This is a genomic window from Anabaena sp. WA102, from assembly GCF_001277295.1.
GTDB lineage: Bacteria > Cyanobacteriota > Cyanobacteriia > Cyanobacteriales > Nostocaceae > Dolichospermum > Dolichospermum heterosporum.
Genome location: NZ_CP011456.1, coordinates 4,237,717 through 4,257,351, shown reverse-complemented (window position 1 = coordinate 4,257,351; position 19,635 = coordinate 4,237,717). Strand labels below are relative to the sequence as shown.

19 protein-coding genes and 2 pseudogenes are annotated in these 19,635 nt (G+C 36.5%); 8 read left to right on the top strand and 13 right to left on the bottom strand.

All coding sequences use genetic code 11. From position 1 onward, the window contains the following. The first annotated feature begins 118 nt into the window (after window positions 1-118). Both AA650_RS18610 and AA650_RS28790 read left to right on the top strand, forming a co-directional pair. Entirely contained in the window at window positions 119-991 is an 873-nt protein-coding gene (locus AA650_RS18610; RefSeq protein WP_053540152.1) for a bile acid:sodium symporter family protein, read from the top strand. A gap of 772 nt (window positions 992-1,763) precedes the next feature. After that, the gene (locus AA650_RS28790; RefSeq protein WP_053540151.1) at window positions 1,764-3,215 is read left to right on the top strand and encodes a hypothetical protein; all 1,452 of its coding nucleotides are present in this window, start codon (window positions 1,764-1,766) and stop codon (window positions 3,213-3,215) included. Window positions 3,216-3,688: 473 nt separating this feature from the next. On the opposite strand, the pseudogene AA650_RS29500 reads toward AA650_RS28790, so the two are convergent. The 10 genes and pseudogenes from AA650_RS29500 to AA650_RS18565 all read right to left on the bottom strand — a co-directional run. Further along, window positions 3,689-3,991: pseudogene (locus AA650_RS29500) on the bottom strand (Calx-beta domain-containing protein); the annotation flags it as partial. Window positions 3,992-4,062: 71 nt separating this feature from the next. Further along, window positions 4,063-4,650, bottom strand: a complete 588-nt coding sequence (locus tag AA650_RS18600; protein WP_053540150.1) for a hypothetical protein — start codon at window positions 4,648-4,650, stop codon at window positions 4,063-4,065. A 171-nt stretch (window positions 4,651-4,821) separates the two neighbouring features. Next, entirely contained in the window at window positions 4,822-5,328 is a 507-nt protein-coding gene (locus AA650_RS18595) for a DUF1257 domain-containing protein (protein WP_053540149.1), read from the bottom strand. Continuing rightward, window positions 5,286-5,579, bottom strand: coding sequence for a hypothetical protein (locus AA650_RS28160; RefSeq protein ID WP_199924295.1), 294 nt, complete (start codon window positions 5,577-5,579; stop codon window positions 5,286-5,288). The genes AA650_RS18595 and AA650_RS28160 overlap by 43 nt, the downstream gene beginning before the upstream one ends. Next, a complete protein-coding gene (locus AA650_RS18590; RefSeq protein WP_053540148.1) occupies window positions 5,564-5,791 on the bottom strand; it encodes a DUF2997 domain-containing protein in 228 nt (75 codons plus the stop codon). The genes AA650_RS28160 and AA650_RS18590 overlap by 16 nt, the downstream gene beginning before the upstream one ends. 126 nt (window positions 5,792-5,917) lie before the next feature. After that, a complete protein-coding gene (locus AA650_RS18585; protein WP_168636856.1) occupies window positions 5,918-6,205 on the bottom strand; it encodes a hypothetical protein in 288 nt (95 codons plus the stop codon). Between the two features lie 158 nt (window positions 6,206-6,363). After that, window positions 6,364-6,792: a DUF6876 family protein gene (locus AA650_RS18580; RefSeq protein WP_053540146.1), complete on the bottom strand. Its 429-nt coding sequence runs from the start codon at window positions 6,790-6,792 to the stop codon at window positions 6,364-6,366. Window positions 6,793-6,795: 3 nt separating this feature from the next. Beyond that, complete coding sequence (locus tag AA650_RS18575; protein ID WP_053540145.1) at window positions 6,796-8,376, bottom strand: AAA family ATPase; 1,581 nt, start codon at window positions 8,374-8,376, stop codon at window positions 6,796-6,798. Window positions 8,377-8,466: 90 nt separating this feature from the next. Then, window positions 8,467-9,540 carry a hypothetical protein gene (locus tag AA650_RS18570; protein ID WP_053541342.1) on the bottom strand — a complete coding sequence of 358 codons (1,074 nt, stop codon included), beginning with the start codon at window positions 9,538-9,540 and terminating at the stop codon, window positions 8,467-8,469. A 149-nt stretch (window positions 9,541-9,689) separates the two neighbouring features. Then, entirely contained in the window at window positions 9,690-10,013 is a 324-nt protein-coding gene (locus tag AA650_RS18565) for a transcriptional regulator (protein WP_053540144.1), read from the bottom strand. 121 nt (window positions 10,014-10,134) lie between these two features. On the opposite strand from AA650_RS18565, the gene AA650_RS18560 reads away from it, so the two are divergent. Then, on the top strand, window positions 10,135-10,476 hold the full coding sequence (locus AA650_RS18560; protein ID WP_199924294.1) for a hypothetical protein: 342 nt from the start codon (window positions 10,135-10,137) through the stop codon (window positions 10,474-10,476). Between the two features lie 46 nt (window positions 10,477-10,522). Continuing rightward, window positions 10,523-11,443, top strand: a complete 921-nt coding sequence (locus AA650_RS18555) for a hypothetical protein (RefSeq protein WP_053540142.1) — start codon at window positions 10,523-10,525, stop codon at window positions 11,441-11,443. Between the two features lie 254 nt (window positions 11,444-11,697). Here AA650_RS18555 and AA650_RS18550 read toward each other — a convergent pair whose 3' ends face one another. After that, on the bottom strand, window positions 11,698-13,353 hold the full coding sequence (locus tag AA650_RS18550; RefSeq protein ID WP_053538824.1) for an IS1634 family transposase: 1,656 nt from the start codon (window positions 13,351-13,353) through the stop codon (window positions 11,698-11,700). Window positions 13,354-13,654: 301 nt separating this feature from the next. On the opposite strand from AA650_RS18550, the gene AA650_RS18545 reads away from it, so the two are divergent. The 3 genes from AA650_RS18545 to AA650_RS28155 all read left to right on the top strand — a co-directional run bounded on the left by AA650_RS18545 (window position 13,655) and on the right by AA650_RS28155 (window position 16,438). After that, a complete protein-coding gene (locus AA650_RS18545; protein ID WP_053540141.1) occupies window positions 13,655-15,805 on the top strand; it encodes a DNA primase family protein in 2,151 nt (716 codons plus the stop codon). A gap of 58 nt (window positions 15,806-15,863) precedes the next feature. Continuing rightward, a complete protein-coding gene (locus tag AA650_RS18540) occupies window positions 15,864-16,103 on the top strand; it encodes a hypothetical protein (RefSeq protein WP_053540140.1) in 240 nt (79 codons plus the stop codon). 182 nt (window positions 16,104-16,285) lie between these two features. Then, window positions 16,286-16,438: a hypothetical protein gene (locus tag AA650_RS28155; RefSeq protein ID WP_160170653.1), complete on the top strand. Its 153-nt coding sequence runs from the start codon at window positions 16,286-16,288 to the stop codon at window positions 16,436-16,438. On the opposite strand, the gene xisF is transcribed toward AA650_RS28155, so the two are convergent. Further along, entirely contained in the window at window positions 16,422-17,789 is a 1,368-nt protein-coding gene (gene xisF / locus AA650_RS18535; RefSeq protein ID WP_053540139.1) for a fdxN element excision recombinase XisF, read from the bottom strand. The two genes, AA650_RS28155 and xisF, sit on opposite strands and share 17 nt — an antisense overlap. Before the next feature lie 27 nt (window positions 17,790-17,816). On the opposite strand from xisF, the pseudogene nifH reads away from it, so the two are divergent. Further along, a pseudogene (gene nifH, locus AA650_RS18530) lies at window positions 17,817-18,110 on the top strand (nitrogenase reductase); the annotation flags it as partial. Window positions 18,111-18,301: 191 nt separating this feature from the next. On the opposite strand, the gene AA650_RS18525 reads toward nifH, so the two are convergent. After that, the gene (locus AA650_RS18525; protein ID WP_053540138.1) at window positions 18,302-19,627 is read right to left on the bottom strand and encodes a DUF3883 domain-containing protein; all 1,326 of its coding nucleotides are present in this window, start codon (window positions 19,625-19,627) and stop codon (window positions 18,302-18,304) included. Between the last annotated feature and the right edge of the window lie 8 nt (window positions 19,628-19,635).

Here is a 19,635-nt window from a genome sequence, read left to right as displayed (position 1 = left end):
TTTCTTCTCTCTGTGTCCTCTGTGCCTCTGTGGTTCGTTAAAAAAAGAGTTTCAGGCTTAACAGAATCATATTGAATATTCCTTTCTTCTTTGCCTATTGGCGCGAAATAAGAAATTTATGAACGAAATTATCCCCATCCTTGACAAAATTGCATTTTTGGCTTTTGTTGTTGCTACTATGTTTGGTACAGGTTTAAAATTAACTGTACAACAGATTTGGCAACCTCTTCGTAATATCCGTTTGGTTGTTTTATCGCTATTAACAAATTTTGTTTTAGTGCCACTTTTTGTATATTTGCTGGTGCAAGTAATACCTGTTAATGAACCTGTGAAAGATGGTTTGATAATTATGGCATTAGCATCAGGTCCTCCAGCCTTACCTAAACTTGCCCAAATAGTTAAGGGTAATTTAGCTTTTTCTACAGGGTTAATGATGATGTTAATGTTCGGCACTGTTTTTTATATGCCAATTGTATTACCATTAGTTTTGCAAGGTGTAGAAGTCAATTCTTGGGATATTGCCAAACCTTTAATATTGATGATGATAACACCATTGGGAATTGGGTTATTAATTAAGGCAACATATCAGGATATCGCTTTAAATCTCCAAACAATTACTTTCAAAATATCTAATTTTGGATTGCTTTTAGGTTTAGGAGTGAGGTTGATAGTACACTTCAATGAAATTATTGTTTTATTGAAAACTGGAGTGATCTTTGTTTGTGCTATTTTTATTATATTCTCTTTTACTGTGGGTTATTTATTGGGTGGTCCTGGTATTGATACTCAAAGAGTTTTAGGAGTAGGAACTGCACAACGTAATTTTGCCGCAGCATTGTTAATAGGTACGAGCAATTTTAATGATCCGAATGTAATCAGTGTGATTATGGTGACAAGTTTATTAATGATGGTTTCAGTTCTAATTTTGGGTAAAAAGTTACCAGAATTAGATCAAGAACAGGGTGCGGAAATAAAGCAGCTTGAAGTTTAGTGATGACATAGGAGGGAAAATGATGTATATAAGAGCCAAATAATAATTGACAATCTTTCATGTATTTTTGAGTGTCTAGCAGGTGACAATGCCAGACTTGATCTATAAGTTGACTAGGAACGAAATAATTGGTATTAGGATAGAGCCAAAACAACATCAAAAAACATATATATTGCGCGATCGCCCAATCAGCTTGTTTATCAGTCAAACCGCACCCAGACTCAGGCTTCATGAGCCGATATTTTACAGAACTAAATTCCGGCTGACTAGGACTTTGATGAATAAATTGTAATAACTTTTTGTTCACAATGACACCTGTTATAACTACATTATTGAATCAGAAAAGCATATTGGCGTTATTGCTATTGCTCTGAGTGATTCCTAGAGTTCTATCAGCAGGTTTATCGTCCGTTATGCAAATTTAGGTAGTGATCCGAAAGTAGTGAAAGAGATAAAAGCTATGCCAATCGCATATTATAGTCTTATGTAACAATACCTGACAGGATGAAAAAAATAGTTAAGATACCCATAGAATAAGACGCATAGCTCTCTCACTCTGTTGATAATACTTCTGCTTATTAGGAAATAATCTTAATAATGATCTAACTGAAAGCCAATAAAATCGTGACGATATCAATAGGGTTTCAGGACTTTGGTGAAGGTATAAGGTATTGTTAACTAACATCATTTAATTATCGGTAAATTCCACTGTTATAGTGTTAATATTTTTCAGAACTATGTTATAATACATAAATAGTTATTCTGTAAAACTATGACACCAGAAGAATTATTAAATCAAATATCAGACGGCATTTGGATTAATAAAGGTGGGTTGAAAGTTCCCGATGATGTTGTTCAGGCTTTGCAACGAAAAGAGGACTGGTTTGATGGATTAAACCCTGTTGTTTATTCAAAAGACAATCTTCCTGATATAAAAGGAATTTTAAATTTTTTCTCCGAACAGGAATTAGATAAAGAGGTTGGTTTCGCTGCAACTGAGATTTTGCAATCTTGCTACGGTGTGAATAAAGTAGTTAATTCAAAAATTCACGATAATCCCCAAGCATCAGGAGAGAATAAATTAGATTTACTTGCTGGTCAAGCTACTAAACCGGACGATTACACAGCAGCAGTAGAAGTAAATAATTTATTTATGAATTGGGGAAATATTGTCAAAAGTAATTATACAAATAACAGTGATGATATTTTTCTAAGAATCAAAAGCATTGAAGAGACTAATAAAAATTGGTTTCAAGATAAAGTTGATGATTTGAAGGCACAAGTATTAGCTGCTTATGATGATTTAATGTCCCGATTTGATGAACAAGAAGATCCTGTACCCCAAGAAGTCAGGAATCATTTTATTGCAGTTAGAGAAAAAACTGAACAGAACTTTTCTGAAGCCATAACTGACTTTCCACAAGATAATGACAATTTAGTAAATATATTTCTAGGATTATTTAACAAACTCAAAGAAGAATTGAATAATATACTTCAGCAAATTAAAGAAACAATATTTGGTAAGGATGAATCTAAAGCAGCCAAGGCAGAGGCCAGACAAGAAAATAAAGGCAAAGTAGCAGAATTGATACCTACTGAGTCTTGTATGGCTAACGCCACGCAAGCTATCAAAAATCAAATAGGAGTCCTATATAGTACAAAAATACCCCTGTCCAAAAAGGATAGAGGTATTTTTTTGAGAGGATTAATTAATCAATTTCAACGTTACGGAGTTAATATTTTTAATCCGTATAATTTACCGTCAAAACCATTGAAATTTCCTATAACCAGTCCGTTTGTAGTGTTGTATGTTTGTGTAACTGGTTTTGATGCTGAAACTCCATTTACATCCAGTGTTACTACATTATTGGATCTAATTATTTTGATAGTGTCTGGGGAATTAATACCAGATACAGAATTGGGGATTGTGATGACATTATTCTGCCCAACACCAACATCAAAGCACCAATTTGAGCCATCTGGGCGCAGATTTAATAATCCATCTGGCTCAACTCCCATGATATTAGAATATTGGGGATCAATTGCTAATTTAATTTCTATGGCGAAATCTGCATTAAAGTTTTCCTCTATACCCTTAATGGTTAAAGAAGATGATCTTTTGACAAAGGACAGATGCTCACCTAATGAATCTATTCCAGCAGTTATATTATTAGCCAAAATGCTCAAACCATTGGCTAACATAGTAGCCATATTTAATTGGTAGGATTTATCAAAAAGCGTAGGTGTAGGTGTAGGCGTTGGTGCAGGTGTAGATGGAATAAACACCTCACAGACCTTGACAACACCATACAAGGGATCTGAACCAAAGAAGGCGACATCACAAGTCCCAGACCCACTCACTGTTTTTTCAATCCAGGTGTTGTTGCGTCCATAACGAACGCGCTGCGACTCGCCGACAGTAAAAGCACCCCCTTCTCCGGCCACTTGTACCCACGAACCTGACGGAGGCGTTGGTGTTGGTGTGGGTTTTGGAATTGACTGTAAAATGAGCGATTTAATATCACCAAACTTCACTCCTTTTGGACCGCCCAGAGTGGGAACAAGAGCAATCAGAGTGTCATCCTTAATAAGGTTAGGTGCGATAGCTACGCTGACCGAAGGTATCGCTTCACTCGCTCTATCCACAATAATTAATTGGGCTGTTTTCACTGGAGCATACTTAGCTCCTTTGATAGAACCGAGTATAAGTTGAACTGTTTCTTCCCCTTCCTCGTAAGCATCTTGTACCACGCTCACAGGAACGTATTTATTGTCACTTTCACCATCTGCCCAGGTTAGAGTAACGCTGACTTTTTCAATATCTTTGCCTACAGTTGCACTTTCGGTTTTAGCAGTTACTTTGACACTTGCAATTCCAGATGTACCACCAGTACGGCTAACTGCTATTCTGTCACCTACCCAAGTACCAGATTCAGTGATTTTATAGGTAGGTTTGGTAAATTGAAGAATTCCCGTTGATAGAGTTGATGTGGTTGGCATGAGTTTAATTCCAAAAAATCAATAGTTTGTATTAATAAGGTGGGTATTACCCACCTTAAAATAGTTAAAAATTAAGTTTGGACTAATAAACCGCAAGCAATTACCAAACCATCTGTTGCCTTGCCAATAATATGAACAGATACATAAGGATCATTGTCTGCATCAACATAGACAACATTAATATTATCTAATTGAGAAAAGATATTTTTAATGTCAATGGAAAAATCCAAAGATTTAACAGGCGTTGCTAAATCTGCCAGAGTTGCAGCAGGGGTTAAAGGTGTGATAGTTGCACCAGTTGGTACTAAGTCTGGATATAAAGAGTAAGCTTTTTCTAACAATTCTTGAACAGCCATTTTATTGCGATTAGCAAATGCTTGTTCTAAGGTTTCATATCGGATTGTGCGAGTTTGAGGAACTACATAACCGGGAGGAATTAACCCAGTTTCATCAAGTGCATCAGTTCTCGTTTCAGACTTGCGAAGTGAAGCATCTAAAGACAGATAGCGTTTTTCATCCAAGATTAAATTTGTTGATGTTTTGACCGAAAGAGGTGCGCCATTGCTAGATTCGGTTTTTTCAAAGTCGCTGGCATCATCACGAATAATCTTGGTGCGAAGCAAAGTAGAAGCGTCTTTCTTGGTTAATGTAGTAGCCATTTATTTTTACCTAAAATCTAAAATTCTTAGATTATTCTAACATCAGAAAGCCGAAAATAGTCAACCCTAAAAATCAGCTAAAGTATTGCTATAAATGGTTCTTATCTCATACTAAACTGGTTTATTTTATAATTAATGATTAATCAAATTGATTTTGTTAAACCAGTTTTATTAGCTCCATTTCCCAGCAATTATCTTAATCTCTCCATTTTCTTCAGAGATAGATTCAATATTAAAGCCATTAGCAGCTAGAGAATTTAAGGCATTTTCACGGGCATAGTTAAAGGTTAAAGTTCTCATAAATTTTTCAGCATGATGATTAGCTCCAGCGTAATTGAGAAACTTGAATTCATCTTCTAATTTCACAAATCCGAAATCACTAGAATCATTCCAGTGAGACTTAGCTTGTGGTCTATGAATAACAAAATCAATTGTTTTGTAATTCTCGAAACAGTGAGTAGTAACGTTTTTCTCTAGGGTTGCGCCAACAAGAATATTTTCGAGTCCATTCTCAATCATTTTTCTAAGCACAGATTCTAAAACTTCAGCGTTTTTGATTGTAGTTCTGATGTGGGTTAAATGTGACATTGTTAATTCCCTATTTTGAATGGTTCTGAAAATACCAGCTTTTCCTATTACCCAATTGTGTAAGCTTTCTCTACCTTCTGTTTTTGGCATCGTTTGGCGTAGTTTGTGTCAATAACGTGCTGGATTGCAAGCTGTGAAACCCTCAAGTATTCTTGACTGGGTTTTTTATCTATTTCTTGTCCTGGTCGGTAGTTTTTGTAAACCAAAGCCTGTAAATATGTTGGTACTAATTTCCAATGATTACTACACATCAGGTATTGGGGTTTCACTTTCATACAACAGTTTGGAAGATGGCAGTAATGGCACTGAGAAATTAATTTCTGTTCTACTGGTTTAGCCATAAATTATCGTCTTGTTTAACATAAATTTCTGGGTTTTGATATATGGCTTCACCACGCAAGCTATCAGGTAATAATTCCTGAGATTCAATATTGCCTAGAGATTTTTCTAAACCTGCGGTTAAATTAATGCAATTTTCACCATCACCATTAATTATTCGCTCTGTGATAATTCCGTCTTTACCGATGGTAATTTCAATTTGTTTGTATTGCATCTGAAAATCCTATCCTTTGGTTTATTAAAAGGTGGTAGCTAACCACCAATTACGCTACTTTCTTTACTGATTTAATGAGTCAATAATTTCTGAGATTCAACTGGGAAATTGTGGGGTTATTTGATGTCATATAATCCTTGGAAAATTCTGAATAATTTCCAGGGTACTGTCAAGAAACCTATTAATTAACTCAATCCTTACTTCATAAGATATATTGGAATTATCCAGATTTTCAATTTGAAATTTTGCCGCTAACATATTATTGATGGCTATTGATAATTTCCTCTTTATTTCATTAATTACCTCTTCATTAATTTCTGTATTCTTAGTTAAAGTTGCACCTTGAATTAATTCACCAATTTCTGATATCGTAGGTTTATATTGCCAACTTGAAAAATCTCTGTCTGATGCCATATCAAATACCTCAATCATCAACCTCTATAAGTGGTAGCCATTGAATAAAGCTAATTTCAGCAATTAGTCGGTTGCCTTAAAATTCTAATTTCGTGCATTTTAGTATTGCTTTAAAAGCAGTAAGACGGGGCAGTTTAGCAAAACTACCCCTAATTTTTTTAATGTTCAGATGGTAGTAAAAGAATGCTATTCTCAACGTATAGCTTCATTTCTGTTAAAGGAAAATCAGTAAATTCAATATCTTGTCTAATTACTGGTTTTACTCTCTCAACTGGCGTATCTTCCCAGCAAGTTAATACTGCTTTATGATTAGGGTTGGGATTTATAAAACCGTATTTTTGAGGTAATTGATTTTCGGTATTAGTGACAGTTAGTAACCATAGCTGAAAATATCTCAAGTTTTCATTAGACAGTAATCTCTTGGTTTGATGGGAAGCGATCGCATCTATTAACCAATATGCTTGGGCTTTTTCTGCTAAATATTTTACTCCTGTAGTGTATTTCAACACTTTGCTCCAATGTAAATAATACTGTTCACTTCCAGTAAAATTAGCTAAATCCTGAATCAATTTTGTGGCTGAAATCATGGATTATTCCAAATAATTATCAACCTCTAAAGGCGGTAGCACAAAATTAATTTCACTCACTTTTAAACTGGCACTTTTAGCACCGCTATATTCTGCCCATTTAGTTAAGGATTGAATTTGAGTTTGGGAGATTTGAGCTAATGGTATACAACTAGCAATAGAATCCAACAAATCACCTTGAGTAAATTCTTCATTGCGACTGAAAGCATTTTGCATCCCTTCATAAATCACTTGTTCAATTTCAGCCCCAGAAAAATCTTTTGCTCGACTGGCTAATAGTTCAAAATCAAAATCAATGCGATTAGGACGCAGACGGTTTAGATGGACTCGGAAGATTTGCGATCGCTCTGTTTTGCTAGGCAGATGTACAAAAAATATTTCATCAAGTCTACCTTTACGAATTAATTCAGCAGGAAGCAATTCAACATTATTAGCAGTGGCAATAATAAATACTGGGCTGGTTTTTTCCTGCATCCAAGTAAGCAATGTGCCGAACACACGCCTAGATGTACCAGAATCACCGTCACTCCCAGTATTAATATTGCCAAATGCCTTATCAATTTCATCCAGCATTAGACAACAAGGAGATATAGCCTCAGCTAGTCTAATTACCTGTCTTACCCGGTTTTCACTTTCTCCAACAATGCCACCAAATAGCCTTCCTACATCCAATCTGAGTAACGGTAATTTCCACTCAGCAGCAATGGTTTTAGCTGACAAACTTTTCCCAGTCCCTTGAATCCCCGCAAGTAAAACCCCCTTGGGACTGGGTAAACCATACTCACGCGCCGCATTGCTGAAACTATTTGCTCTGATTCTCACCCATTGTTTGAGATTTTCCAGCCCCCCAACCGACTCTAAACCAGCTTGTACAGGGATAAACTCTAGAATCCCAGTCTCTCTGATAGTTTGCCGCTTTTCCTCGATGACAGCAGCGATCGCACTCTCATTAATTTTGCCTGATTTGGCTAAACATTTCGCCAAAACCCGACTAATCCGACAACGACTCAACCCCTGGCAAGCTTTCACTAACTGCTCATAACCAGGGTCGTCTAATTTAATCTTGCTACCAACCAACTTAGAAATTAAATCATAAATTTCATCGGTATCTGGAAGTGCAAAATCAATAACGGTGCTTTCTTCCCGTAATTCTACAGGCAATCTCAATTCATGAGTTAGTAGTACGAGTGTACGCTTGTCCCGTGAAATATCCCTGGCCAAATTTTTGATTTCTCGAATTAAAGGTAACTGTGCAGGGGTAATTTGACCGTTACCTGTGGGGGCTATCAAACTGGCCACATCTTTGAGAACAAATATCGTTGATTGATTAGCAGATGATTTTGCTACCCTTCCCAAAGCATCCATAGGATTCCCTTTACCCTGCCCATCTTCACTCCAGCCACGCACGTAATCCCAGAAATATATTTGTGATTTTCGTGATTGGCATAACACAATTAATTCTTGTTCTGCTATTTCTTCCTCTGGAGTTACTACATAAATTAAAGGAAACCTAGCAGATAAAATCAGTTCCAGTTCTAATTCTGGGGAATAATTGGTGGGAGCATCCACTTTTGGAAGAAACATAATTCTCGCACTCCAAAAACCCTACTATATGGTTCATCTAAAAAAGGCTATTCTCTCCCAAAAATGAGAGAGTTTAAAATGTAATAAAATCTATGCTGCAACTGGTTTTTTAGACCTTTTATGCAACTGAGACTCTAATTCTTCAACGCGCAACTTCAACAAATCTCTCTCGTCCGTTAATTCCCTAATTTCAGCATTAAACACATCAACATCAATATCTACTTGCAGTTCAGATGTAGATTTTTCTTGTAGTTGTGCTTGAAGTTTGGTAATAGTTTCGTTGGCTTGTCTGACTTGCTCTTGAGAAGTCGTTAATTGAGACTCAATAACCAACTTTTGACCAGATTCCCCTTGCAAGGCTTGAACCTGTTCACGCATAACTATCACTTCACGTTCACGAGCCTCTAACGCACCGTTTAATTTAGCAATTTCACCTTGGCGTTCTTGTTCACGGGTTTGAACTTCTGCCAATTCAGTTAGTTGTTTAGCAAATTCATTGTTTTTGAGAACTAAATCATTGCGCTCATTCTGCACTGTTTCTAATTGCAGTCTGAATGTCTCAGAATCAGCTAATTGCTGTTTATTAATTGATAAATATGCTTCCTGCAATTCTTTACGCTGACGCTCATATTCAGCCTTATAAAAATCCAACTGCATTTGAAACTGAGGAAAATCTTTGAGTTGAGATTTTAATAAATCATTCTCTTCTGCTAAAGTTTTAATGCGAACTGCTTGCAGCAGCGCTTCGCTATCGCCACTAATGGTCGTATCAGCCTTTTGATGCCCAAATGTATAAAGAATAATTCCAAGTTGCTTTGATAATTGGTGAACCTCTTCAGGAATTTCCGTTTCATCTAAAGTTTGGTCATCATTTAAAATTTCTGCAACTAAATTTTTCTCACCTTTGCTGGCTTTAAGTGCCTGAGTATTATCTTTCCGCCATTCTTCCAAGAATCTACAAATATTCTCAGAACTTCCACCAATCCCGTAAATTTCCTTGAGAGCCGCTTGTACAGAACGGACAACAATCCGAATACGATTTTTTTGCAGCACGGCACAAGCTTGATCAACCATCTCCCGATTGACGCTGTTGTACCTGATAGTTTTATCGAACTCAAAACCAGATAAATCCAAGGCTGTAAATGTTGTTGGTAGCTTGGTCATAGCAGAAACCAATATGGTGCTTGTAAAAACCATGCTACCACAGCTACCATCTTGGTGTATACGCTAATTATTAAATTTTGTTAAGCACCAGGCATAGAAAAATAACGTATTTGACGCAGATTCTACGCCATAAGTTTCAAAAAGTGAAACTAAATATTTTCTAACCGAGTTGCAATTTGCCTCAAAAGAGATACTAGTTGTTCTTTAGAAGCCCCTGAAATCATTGCTGATAAACGTTCATAATGAGATAAGGCTTGTCTTCCCTCCAGATAATCCATAAGTTCATTTACTGTTTCACCCCTTAATCTAGCGATTTTTTCTAAATTAGGACGTTTTGGGATCGTGTTACACGATTCCCAGTCAATAATTGTACTGTGCTGTACACCGAGTTCTCTGGCAAAACTCCTGAGATCCCTGCCAGCCCTTAGATTTACAATTATTTCAGCAAATCTTTTTTTAGCCTCTAAATCCACTTGATTACACCCTTGATATCTATTGGATGTATCAGAAAATTAGATACTTTTGTGGTTGTCATAGAAACCAACTTGGATGATAATGAATATACAAAAGATAGAAACCAGGATGGTGTTTATCATGAAAACTGAGAACGTAAAAAGAAGAAATCGTACTCGCAAAAACAAAGAATTTCAGCCTAAACAGTTAAAAGTGCAAAATCGTGGTGACGGGAAGGTTCAAAAAACGCTTTCTATTAGGCAAGAAACACATCATGCACTGGCAAGAATTGCCCATGACAGGAATCTCTGGGAGTCCGATTTGGCGGAAATGGCTATTTGTACATATTTGGGGATTGAACCGCCACCACCGCCCATGGAAAAAAGTAAGCACATTAAGAATATGGGCGATCGCAGAAAATTCCCAAATCCAGCAGGATTTAACAACTTATCAAAAATAGAATCAAAAGAAATTACTCCGTAGACAGAACTTCTTATTGTCCACCCTTAAATAATTTCAAGAAGTAACAATGTTTGCTAGAGAACTCCCAACATTTTCAATATTCGACCACCTAGATAAATTGCAAATAGTCAGACAGACTCGAACTGCTATTAGAGCTATTTGTCCAATTTGTGGTGGTAACAATCTTGAGATCACAACATCTGGCAAAACTGCCGGACGTTACGCTTGTTATTCCAATATTGGATGTACATCAGAACAGATTAGAGAAGCGATCGCTCCGTTAGTCCAAGGCAACGCACCCGGATCAGAAGCCTTTGAAAAAGCTGGAAGTCATTATAGGGGTTTGGGCAGACGGATAAACCTAAGAGTTTTACCTGCACCGCTCAAACTCTACAAGCCTGTACTTTTACCAGCAGGTGAAATAGTTCTGGCCACACTTCCAGAAGATGTAGATGTTGTACCAATAGTTCAAAAAGGACTTAACACAGAAATTATCTATCACTACAGTTGTGAACAGTGGGTATTAAGAACTGACTTTTATAACGAAGCCGGAGAACGCACCCATAAAACGACGAAGCCTTGGCATATCAACGCAGACAGTAAGAACGTTAATTCCAAGGGTGAAAAACCATGGCCAATTTACAGAATCCATGAAGCTGAACAATTTGCAGTTGATCAATGGGTGTTGGGTGTTGAGGGTGAAAAGTCTGTGGAATCAGCCCGTTTTCTTGGTATTTGCACCGTTACTTGGATGGGTTCAGCCTGGTCCGATGTTGATTTAGAAAGTGGGTTGATTTCTCTCAAAAAGGCGGGTGTGGCTGGTTTAATCTACTGGCCAGACAATGATGAGATTGGGGTGAAAAAGGCATTAGCGATCGCCAATGCAGCAGCCAAAATCCAATTTCCTTGTCTCGTATTGAACCCACATTCCGCACCCTTGACTGTCACAAACGGTGATTACGGAGGTAAATTGATGAAAAATGAGTAAAAGAATACATTTATCTATAAAAAAACAAATTTTAGATAGGAAAATTGATTCAGATACATTCTCAATAAGAAGCAATAAAGAATGAGGGTGGTTTCTGGCAGAAAATATAATATAATTTTATTGTTAGTCTATCAAGACTTAATCATAACTTATATCCTTCTAGAAATAAACTTAAAAACAGCATTAAAACTTAAACTCATTAATAAAATCAATGAGTCAAATTGTATAATTAAACTATTAATAATGTTGATAAATCAACTTATATATCTGTAGTAATTACGGCAAGCTTCTGGGAGGAATAGGAGAATGTACTTCATTTCTGATGTCAAATTATAAAATTCTCTTTTTCCTTGAAAAGTCACAAGATGAACTGATTGAAAACATTGAAATATCCACCGCATAGTTGGATTGTTTATGGCCTTTCCTAATTGATTTTTTACAGTATAGTTTAAAGATTTTAAAGCTGCTCTAATTTCTCTTTGTGCTAGAGTATAAACTAGCAAACATAACCCCATTATCATTGCCAATGCTTCTATTCTTTCTGGGCTTTTTAGAAAAATACTATCTGCTAAAAATAAAGGATTTTTGAGAAAACTAAATCCCCTTTCACAGGATTGCTGCGCTTTATATTCAGACAGCATTTTATCTTTACTCAGTTCCTTTTCTGATAAAACATTGGTGGCAATTATAAACCTTCCTGCACTTGACATTTCTTGCTCAATAGTATCTTTATTTTCAACAACTGTTGCTAAGATTTGATAGTATTTTGATTGATTTTCTTCTTTGATTTTAGGACTTTTTTCGATAACTTCAATATTTTCTACTTGATGATATTTAAATTCTTTACTTATTTTTGTTAATTCCTTTCTAGCATCAGCCGCACAAGCAAATTTTTCTTGCGATAGGTTTTTTAACTTACTTTGAGTATTAGTCAAAGCTTTTTCTATTCTCTTTGATAATTTCTTTAAGTCAGATTTTTTTCTATCTTGACTTTGTACGATTAACCATCTTTGCTCTATATCTCCATAAGTTATTTTCTTCTCGGCATAAGAATATCCTGCTTTTTCACTTTTAACAAATTCCGATTCTGCTAAACTCATCACTAAGTTTTTTGCTGATTTTATCGTTAAGGGTACTCTGGTTAACCATTTGAGACTCGACATTAACTTGATATTTGATTCTGTATATAATGCGCTATCTGCTACTATCAAACTATCAACTTGTATTCTTTTCTGATATTCAACTGCGATTTCTCCAAATTTTTTAGAATCAACTTCATTCCCTGATACTGCTTTTATATATATTGGTATATCTCCATCTCCTGAACATACTAATTGTGTAATAAATTGTTTTAAATCTGGACGATGATCTCTAGAATAACCGTAAGTCAGCTTTATCGCTTGAGGTGATTGACTCTCTTCATTTTCTTTTTCTAATGAACCTGATTCTTTTGAATCTTCAAATATTACTGATGGTAAACTATTTTCATATTCTCCATGTACATGAAATGATGTTGAATCCAAGTGTGATGATGAGAGTGATATCTGATATATTTCTACTGCATTTAAACTGACGGCTAAAAATACTGTATCTAGTCCTTTTATAAATAATTTATCTAATACTCTCCCCAGCTTGTCATCATTGAGATATTCTGCTTTTACTCCTACACCAATTAAATGTTCACAAGCAATTAATTCAAAGAATTTTGGAAACATATATAACGGCTGTGACATCATACTTAAGCCGTTCAAAATCATCGCCTTTACCACCTGACCTGCACTGACTTTTTCTCCTGGCTCTGAACCTACTAAATTATTAATTATTTCTACAATCCCTATTGAATCTACTATTCCTGCTACTATCCCTAAATGGTCTATCTTCTTCAATTCCAGGTCTTTTGTACTAAACATGGTAACAGAAACTCCATATAAGTATCTGTTACCATGTTCTCATTTTTCTGTTGATTTAAAACGTTTTTTTAGTTTTTTATAGTCATTGAGGATAAAGCTTTCAATGATTCTGGACTAGGTTTTCCATTACAATCACCTCAGAATCAAAATTTCGTACTTAGTCGTTTTATTGACTATATATCTGCTTTAATAGTAATTATTCCTATTTAGCCTCAATAAATTTTAATCACCCCTCACAGGTATTAGTTCTTATGTACTAAATATATCGGTTTTCTTGGGGTGTGACACTTGGGGGTGCGGAATGTGGGATGTAGAGGAAGAACAATGGTACAGATATTCTGCAAACATTGATGGTATTTGGGGATTAGAAACCTCGAATGCTGTCTCATTGATTTGTGAAACAGAAATTAAACCTTACAAGTATTATTTCTGTGACAAATATGGTAGACCTCACCCTATCTCACACGGGTTCACTTCGGGAGTCGAGCGCAAATTAAGAGCAAAATTAGCCGTCAAAGAATGGGATGAAATTACGGGTTTCATTCCTATGATTAACGGGCTGTTAAATCCTACAACTCTTGAACTTACCCCCCACTGTCCCGCCCATAGACTGACTTGGTGTTTACCTTATCAATATTCTGCGATTCCTACGGAGCGCTTCGCTATCGCAACTTGTCCACCTATCGAAGCATGGTTTAATTCTCAAGTTCAAGACCAGGGAACTATAGATGTTTTACGGGCTTATCTTTATGCTGTCGCCAGTGGTAAATCAGAGTGGCAACAATATTTAGAAATCATCGGCAAGGGTGGGACTGGTAAGGGGACTTATACCCGATTAGCACAAGCACTTGTAGGACTTAGAAACACCCACTCTACAAAACTGCAAAAACTAGAAAAATCTAACTTTGAATCTGCTTCACTCAAAGGTAAACGCCTATGTGTGATCACAGACTCAGAAAGATTTGCAGGTGAGGTTTCAATACTTAAAGCCATGACTGGTTCTGATTTAATTCCCTACGAAGTCAAGGGTAAACAATCTACATCAGGTTTTATATATCCTGGGATGATAATTATTGCTGGTAATGAGGCGATCTGCTTGCAGCAGCGCTTCGCTATCGCATCATCAGATTATACATCTGGTACAGAACGTCGTCGAATTGGTGTCCGGTTTGATCAACAGGTTGAGCGTAAAGACCAGCAGATTCTACTAGATTTTCGGACTAACGGCGAAATGTTTGGGGAGTTTGCCGGATATATCCCAGGGCTTCTTAACTGGGTTTTGAGTATGGGTGAAGTTCGTGCTAAGGAACTTCTGAAAAATCACTGTGAAGCTTCCCAATTACTCTGTCAGCAAAAAGCAACCATGCTAACAGAAACTAATCCTTTAGCAGCTTGGGCAGATGAAGAACTTGTACAAGAAACTGGATATAGAAATTATGTAGGTATTGCCCAACAAATCAGATTTACAACAGGTGATATAGGTCAATCTGAATCCTGGACTGCATATCGCAACGCTAATACTTGGCTTTATCCTAACTATTGTCAATACGCGCAAAACACAGGCACAAATCCGTTATCTCAGAAACGTTTCACCAGTTTGTTACTTGATTTGTTACAGGCACAGTTAAAGTTGCCAATTTCCAAAGGAACAGATAGAAAAGGGTCTTATTTTGAAGGCATCAAAATAAGAACAGGTAGCGATGATGACATTTCTACATTAATCACAAAGTTGTCTGAATTAGAACCAAATAATAGCAATTTTAATACTGAATCAGAAAAATGTGATCGGTCGTGTGATGGGTTGATGATGGGTGATGTGATGGTTGAAACTCTTATAGAACAAGCCTGTGATGGGTGTGATGGCAAAATTGACAATTATTCAATCGAGAATGAGAACATCAAAAATACTCTAAGTATGAATACTGGTACAGCCTTACAAGGAAATTTGGCTTTTGACCCATCACAACCCATCACACAGGTAGTTATAGAAATACCTAAAACTACTGCTGTAATTGAGGTTGAAGCTACTGTGATGGGTGAATCTGTACCATCACAATTACAAGAGTTGCAACGATCAGGAGAAGTTGCCAATACTGAGACAGAAAAAGCAGAAGAATTTCTTGTACTGAGCGAACTTGTACTGACTTGTGCCGAGCGAAGTCGAGGTAGCGAAGTCGAAGTAGTCGAAGTAATCAATGTAGAGGCTGTAATTGCTGAAAGAAACAACAAATTCCCCATCGGTTCTTATGTTTACTACAAGGATTCAAGGTTTAAAGGATTTGGGGAATTAGGAAGCAAAAGACTATGCCAAGTAATTGCACATTTAGATTGGTGTCCAGAACATATTCAAGTTAAAGGTAAAGGCGTTGAAGGAATTGTAGCCTGTGCTGATTGTCAATCTTTAACCCGACACGAAGAATTAAAACTAGGCTTGTCCAGAAAAATACGTTAATTGTCAGTGGCATTTAAACAAAGGACAATTAACAATTAACAACTGACAACTGACAATCATGAAAAAATGTGTAAATGAAGATGAATTAATGAGGCACAGACAAGATCTAAAAAATCACTGCCATGAATTAATTGATTTGATATTCCGACATCGCTATGGAATTAAATTACTCTTGTCCGCTAGTAAAGCCTTAGAAATGATTGCTGATTACAAAGCTAACCGTAATGGGAACTATGTTAAAAAATTTCCCCTGAATGTTCAAGATGTAGACACATTGCCAACGGTGGTTAAGGAATAGTTTAGAATCAGAGAACACTGATAAATAATTCATACAAAACAATATGAAAATATTGATTCTTGAGAAACACAAAACTTGATTTGATATTTGATTTTGTGTCTGAATAATAAATTTGTTCATCATAAACAGACAAAAATATCAAAAACTAGCTAGACTAGTTACAAGACTTCACCTATTATGATATGCAGGAAACAGCGACTCAAGTATTGATTCGTGTCTCTAAAAAATGGTATAGGATTCGGTATTTAGATCCTTATACCAGAAAGAGATTAATGTTATTATCAGAAGAAGAATTTGAAGTAGAACTTCAAGGGCTGCTTAAACCCGCAGCTTGACTTCTTTGATTTCACCATTGGCAACTTTTACGTAATCAATTAATTCTTTATATATTAAGGATTTATCCGCCCAGGGTGTTTCATCCCAAAAATTAATATTGCTACAACAAAACGCAAGAATATCAAATAGTTCGCTGTTGATTTTATTAACTACGGTTTCTTTTTGTTTGATTTTATTTATCTCTAAAATTGTTTGGTCAATAGCATCTTGAATTATTGGGTTTTTAGGTAAAAGTCTCAGTGATTTTAGTTGTTCTTGTCTAGCAATCAATTCCGGGCTATCCTGTGTTTCCACATTTGAATTTGTAATTGCATATTCCTTAATTTCCCTGTGCCGTTCTACTAAGGTTTGATCTACCGTTAAAATAATATCTGGTAGATAGGTACTAATTTTGTTGCTACAAAAATCATTTCCCATGTTTTCATGTTTTTTGCAACGGACTCTATATGTCGAATTTCGTTTCTTACAAAAACATTTATAGCCGCAGTCAGCACAAATAATCTGCCCAGCTAGGGGGAAAATCTCTGTTTCCTTTTTTTCTCTACCGTAGCTGTATTTAGATTTATTTTCGTCAAGTTTTCTAACTATGCGTTTGAATATATCCTCAGTAATCAAAGGTTGGTGAGTATCTTCATGAATATCCCAGTTCTCAGGTTTATTTAAATTGTCCTTGATATTGTAGGCGGTACATCCTCTGAGTACAGGGTTTAAAAGCCAGTAACGCAGTCCGGCAGCAGTCCACTTGAGATGATAAGTTTGCAGTAAATATTGACCCGTACTCCTCAATGTAGCCCCATCACCGAGGAAATATTCAATCATCTTGTGAGCGATCGCCCATTTACTAATTCCATTCATCTCAGATAAATCAGGAGCATACTTTTCATCCACGCGACAATACCCAAAAGGTGGCCGGGGAGAAGCCTTTTTCTGCTCTCTAAAAAAGTTCATACCATTTTTGATCCGATTAGCAAGTAGCCTAGATTCAAATTCAGCCAATCCAGCCATCTGGTTCACAGAAAACCACCCAAAGGGGGAAGATGGGTCAACGGGGGCATCCAAAACCGTGAGTTTGACCTTGTATTCCTCAAAGATGGCGATCGCTTTGTGAATCCCCACCACGCTGCGTCCTAGTCGGTCAATTCTAGTACAGATGACTTCGGTAATCTTGCCTTGTTTGCACTGAGCAATCATTTTATTAAATTCTTTCCTCTTGTCGCTGCGCCCGGACTCAACATCTGAGAAGATGACAATAGCGCCCGCCCTTTCTACTCGTGCTGTTTGTTGTTCCAAAGCATTACCTTCATCCTGTTCACGGGTGGAAACCCTCACATAACCTGCTTTCATCATCATTCCTCATACTGCCCATATTGTTAATATAACTCTACTCGTTTGATGCTTCACTCCAAGGCTCAAACAACCGTTCTTCACTTGGCTGCTGAAAGAGGATCTGTTGAAGACCTAGAACTTCATGAAGTAATGCTCAAAGGTTTCCGCGACGTTAAATGCGTGGAATCCGGTGGTCCAGAACCCGGTGTAGGTTGCGCCGGTCGTGGTATTATCACCGCTATTAACTTCCTAGAAGAAAACGGTGCTTACACAGATTTAGATTTCGTATCTTACGACGTACTAGGTGACGTTGTATGTGGTGGTTTTGCTATGCCTATCCGTGAAGATTAAGCTATTTTGTCTGGGGTTTTTGTAAATGCAATTGGTTGGGAATTTTGATTTTTTTTATGCCCTATTTTTGCCCTGGGAAATTTTAGATAAATGGGGTTTTTGTTAGGATTTATTCTTTTATTTACCCTATTTTGTCCCTAGTGTCAAGGGGGATACATGATTTTTGATAAATGGGTTACTAATTGTCATAATTTTTCAATGTCTAAATCATCATTAACTGCTACTAACCACGAACTACGATTAATGGAGTATTGTATGACGGTTATTTCTCTGGCGTTACAGTTTTCAGTAGGGTTATGAATCCAGTATATCGGGTTTTGTGACTCCACTCTAAAGTTCTCAATGATAGCCAACCAGTAATCTGAACCATATTCTTTTGCTTTTTGCCACTCTCTTTCAGTTAAAGTTGGAGAACAAGAACCTAATGAACTTTTAACTTCAATATATTTTCGTTTGTTACCCTTTTCAGCCAAAAGGTCATATCCACATCTTTGCTGAGATACATCGTATACAATCCAATCATTATTTCGTAAAACCTCCATTACATATTGTTGAGCGCCCCAACCACTATTTGATCCTGGTTCAGGTATTTCTACTTCTGAAAGTATTGGATTTGGAATCTCTTTAATCTGTCTATCAGATGAAAGTTTTGAAATTGCTGGAACTGAAACAACTGCCTTTAATAAGCTTTGTGAAATAGGGGTGTAATCTACTGACGGAAAATTTTCCAATAGTTGTAGATTATACTGATTCTGTTTCTTATCCTCAAAGTATACGATTAATTCTTCTTGAGAGAAGCCATAGTCACTTGCAAAATCATTAATATCAACTTCCTTGCGACTAACATAAATACCAGGTAATGGGTCATGATACAAGGCAACTATCAAAGGTAATATAGGTATACGTTGCCCATTTGGGGCTATATGTGGTAGAAAATTTTGTATGTTTGCCATATCTACAAGAGAATAGCTTTCTCCCCGCACAGTTGTTTCGGCGCGAAGCCATTTTGGTTGTTCTTCGCCTCGGTATTTAGCCTCACTTTGACATAATATACAAGTGGCATTTTTTAAGCTACCTTGTTGTACAGGTTGAAGATATCGGCAATTCAAACGATTTTGATTCAAAAAATCATGGTCAGCTAAATCTTTTGAAGAGGCATAACAAACTATTCCTTTCTGAAGGCGGAAGTTGTTTCTCCAAGTATTTTGAGGAGAAGTATTCCCAAGACCAACAACACCAGTTTTAGCCAGATAGTTGTTATCAAATAACCTGAGTACGCAGTTATTTGATGGTCTAGATTCTTTACTGTATAAGTCATCTATATTTTTCTGAATAATTAAGGCTGAGACAGATTGATCGGAGAAAATACTTGGGATTTCACTTCGCCAAAATTTCAATGCCAGAAAAACCTGAGTTAAGCGACCTTTGAAATTTCGCCCTACACTGTTTCCATACTTTTGGAGTTCTTTTAACGATGCCTCGTATAAGTCTTTATTCGTTATGTCAATCACTTTTAAGC

Coding starts and splice junctions, on each gene's coding strand:
- AA650_RS18610 (WP_053540152.1), top strand. CDS start 119: ATGAACGAAATTATCCCCATCCTTGACAAAATTGCATTTTTGGCTTTT.
- AA650_RS28790 (WP_053540151.1), top strand. CDS start 1,764: ATGACACCAGAAGAATTATTAAATCAAATATCAGACGGCATTTGGATT.
- AA650_RS18600 (WP_053540150.1), bottom strand. CDS start 4,650: ATGGCTACTACATTAACCAAGAAAGACGCTTCTACTTTGCTTCGCACC.
- AA650_RS18595 (WP_053540149.1), bottom strand. CDS start 5,328: ATGCCAAAAACAGAAGGTAGAGAAAGCTTACACAATTGGGTAATAGGA.
- AA650_RS28160 (WP_199924295.1), bottom strand. CDS start 5,579: ATGGCTAAACCAGTAGAACAGAAATTAATTTCTCAGTGCCATTACTGC.
- AA650_RS18590 (WP_053540148.1), bottom strand. CDS start 5,791: ATGCAATACAAACAAATTGAAATTACCATCGGTAAAGACGGAATTATC.
- AA650_RS18585 (WP_168636856.1), bottom strand. CDS start 6,205: ATGGCATCAGACAGAGATTTTTCAAGTTGGCAATATAAACCTACGATA.
- AA650_RS18580 (WP_053540146.1), bottom strand. CDS start 6,792: ATGATTTCAGCCACAAAATTGATTCAGGATTTAGCTAATTTTACTGGA.
- AA650_RS18575 (WP_053540145.1), bottom strand. CDS start 8,376: ATGTTTCTTCCAAAAGTGGATGCTCCCACCAATTATTCCCCAGAATTA.
- AA650_RS18570 (WP_053541342.1), bottom strand. CDS start 9,540: ATGACCAAGCTACCAACAACATTTACAGCCTTGGATTTATCTGGTTTT.
- AA650_RS18560 (WP_199924294.1), top strand. CDS start 10,135: ATGAAAACTGAGAACGTAAAAAGAAGAAATCGTACTCGCAAAAACAAA.
- AA650_RS18555 (WP_053540142.1), top strand. CDS start 10,523: ATGTTTGCTAGAGAACTCCCAACATTTTCAATATTCGACCACCTAGAT.
- AA650_RS18550 (WP_053538824.1), bottom strand. CDS start 13,353: ATGTTTAGTACAAAAGACCTGGAATTGAAGAAGATAGACCATTTAGGG.
- AA650_RS18545 (WP_053540141.1), top strand. CDS start 13,655: ATGTGGGATGTAGAGGAAGAACAATGGTACAGATATTCTGCAAACATT.
- AA650_RS18540 (WP_053540140.1), top strand. CDS start 15,864: ATGAAAAAATGTGTAAATGAAGATGAATTAATGAGGCACAGACAAGAT.
- AA650_RS28155 (WP_160170653.1), top strand. CDS start 16,286: ATGCAGGAAACAGCGACTCAAGTATTGATTCGTGTCTCTAAAAAATGG.
- xisF (WP_053540139.1), bottom strand. CDS start 17,789: ATGATGATGAAAGCAGGTTATGTGAGGGTTTCCACCCGTGAACAGGAT.